This is a genomic window from Holdemanella sp. DFI.5.55 (assembly GCF_020593575.1).
Taxonomy (GTDB): Bacteria; Bacillota_I; Bacilli_A; order Erysipelotrichales; family Erysipelotrichaceae; genus Holdemanella; species Holdemanella hominis.
On the sequence record NZ_JAJDMK010000137.1, the window covers coordinates 1 to 2,587 of the forward strand.

Below are 2,587 nucleotides of genomic sequence, written 5' to 3' on the forward strand. Positions count from 1 at the left end.
AAAGATGATTCGTGATTCAATGGACCAATATGCCACGGCTAGAGGCTTGGAAAATACCTAGGGTTGTCAGATGGGTACTCACAAAAGATTATTCATCTTAAAGATTAAATTTTGTCATTTACTGCATTACCCATTATAATTGATCTATGAGAATTGCAGTATTAGAAGATAGTTTGATTCAACAAAAAAGAATACGAAATCTATTAGATTTAAGTCATAGACTTTGTTTCTTTAGTGCAGTTGAAGAATATATGGAATCCAATTTCTATTTTGATTTATTGTTGCTAGATATTGAATTAGGAAGTCAAAATGGCATAGAATTTATAAAAAAACATCCAGATAAACAACGCTTTATCGTATATGTAAGTAGTCATAGTGAAGCTATGGCTGATACATTCGATACAAATGTTTTAGGATTTATAACAAAAGAAAGAATTGAAGATGCTTTAGTTGAAAAGGTAAATCAAGTAGAACAACGTATTCATCAATTAGAGAAGATTGCACTGAATTTACCGTATGAGACAAGGTATGTGTATAGGGATGATATTCTGTATTTTCAAATTGAAAATGGCGTCTTCGTCTTATTGAAAGATGGAACGAAATTATCTTTAGTGAATGAAACATTAAAAGAGATAGAGGCTCAGTTATCGGATTCTTTTATCCGCGTAAATAATAATGTGCTTATTAACTTTTCTAAAGTCGATTATTTGGATGTAAACAATCATAAAATCATTATGTTAAATGGTACGATTATTTCTGTGAGTGTTCGAAGATGGAAAAAGGTAAAAGAACACTATATTCAGATTAGGACAAGCATATGAATATTCTAATGAACAGTATGTATTATGTTTGCAAACAATGTTTCTATTTAAAAATAACGAAGAATTCACTATATCCAAAATGCATTCTTTCATTCTTATTAAATGGTTTATGTGTATTTTTGACCAGTGAATATATACATATAAACTGGCTATCTATATTTCTACAATTGTTGATTCCCATTCTATGTTTGAATGTTTCTACAAAAGAATATCATATATTAGAATCTGTCATTTCAAATTTGATTGTTGTCTTATTTCAAACAATGAATATCCTTCTATTCCGTTCTTTAACTATAGAATATTATGCATTTTCAACAATGCTCACAACCGGCGGATGTGCAATCTTTTATCAAATCTTTAAATATGAAAGTTTAGAATTTAGTGAGAATATGCAATACAGTATTTCTATAATTCTATTTATATTTAGCTATCTTTATATGTTGTTGATGACAGATCTACTTTCGAAAACAGAATTTACATATATGTATTTTATAAAGAACAGTCAAATCTATGTGTTTGTGTTTACCATATCTGTGCTTGTTTTATTAAGTGTACTCATTATCTTTTTTTCTAGAATACGCTCAAAATTAGAGATTGAGATGTATCGGAATTTTATTGAATTGTCCAGTCATTATACAGAAAAAATGATTCAAGAACAGACGGGAATCAAGGAGTTGATTCATGATATGCGAAATTCTTTGGATGATATAAAGCATTTATCTCAAAACAAAAGATATGAAGAATTGGAAAGTGAAATAAATAACGAGTTAGTAAAATATGGGAAGTTGTATCCCAATTCTATATGTATAAATCCATATGTGGATGTGATCCTACAAAACTTTATTCAAGAACACAAATTGAATTATGATATACAGATACATGTTCCTAAACGAATCGATTCTATGGATACACAGGACTTAACAACGCTACTCACATGTGTATTAGACAATAGCTTAGTTAAAGAAAATGAGTCTTTCATGTTTCATATGAATCTAAAGGAGAAAGAGCTTATTCTACATACTCAATATCCTTTGGATATTAAGAATATGACTTCTTCAAATAAAACTATATTGAATATCATTTTGAATAAGTATCATGGAACAAAAATTATGGATTCAAAAGATATGAAAATCATTTTATTTATCGAATAATCGAAATCAATTGACGGTTATTCGATTTTTTTAACGTTTCTTTTCCTTATGTGTATTAATTAAATCGTGGATATCCAAAAAAATAGAAAGCTAACTATATAAAATTCAAGTTGCTTTTTATAAAATAGTTTGAAAATATAAAACAACTGGATTTTTTAGTTAGCTTTAAATTGATCTTTGAAATTGTGAATATTGGATTAAATTTAGGCATGACGAAAAAACTTTTAAAATGTGATTTTTTAAAAGTTCAGATGCATTTGTCTTATCTTAATAATGCAGGATCAAACGATTGTCCTGTTTCTAGTAAATGATAAATGATTCTAAGCAGCTTTCTTATACAATGACCTTGAGTAAAACGGAGTCCTTTACCTTGAGATATTTTCAATTGATAGTGTTCCTTGAATACAGGATTAAAGTTGATTACAGACAATATGATTTGATACAAAGTCTTTCTAAGATATTTGGATCCCTTCTTGGTTATGGCAGTATGTTGGGCGGTAAATTGACTCGATTCATAGTGATAGGGTGCTACTCCTGCAAATTTAATGATCTGAGAAGGTTTGGAATAATTGCCAATATCTCCTAATTCGGCTAAAATAGAAGTACCAGAGAAAT

3 protein-coding genes are annotated in these 2,587 nt (G+C 28.6%); 2 read left to right on the plus strand and 1 reads right to left on the minus strand.

Going from position 1 to position 2,587, the window contains the following annotated elements; translation table 11 throughout:
• Positions 1–146: 146 nt before the first annotated feature.
• Together LJE08_RS13330 and LJE08_RS13335 are read left to right on the plus strand one after the other, a co-directional pair.
• Complete coding sequence (locus tag LJE08_RS13330; protein WP_227403492.1) at positions 147–821, plus strand: LytTR family DNA-binding domain-containing protein; 675 nt, start codon at positions 147–149, stop codon at positions 819–821.
• Positions 818–1,972: a hypothetical protein gene (locus LJE08_RS13335; protein WP_117926185.1), complete on the plus strand. Its 1,155-nt coding sequence runs from the start codon at positions 818–820 to the stop codon at positions 1,970–1,972. Before LJE08_RS13330 ends, LJE08_RS13335 begins: the two co-directional genes overlap by 4 nt.
• A gap of 262 nt (positions 1,973–2,234) precedes the next feature.
• Here LJE08_RS13335 and LJE08_RS13340 read toward each other — a convergent pair.
• Positions 2,235–2,587, minus strand: a 353-nt coding sequence (locus LJE08_RS13340) for a transposase (protein ID WP_227403493.1), incomplete at its 5' end; no start/stop codon positions are given.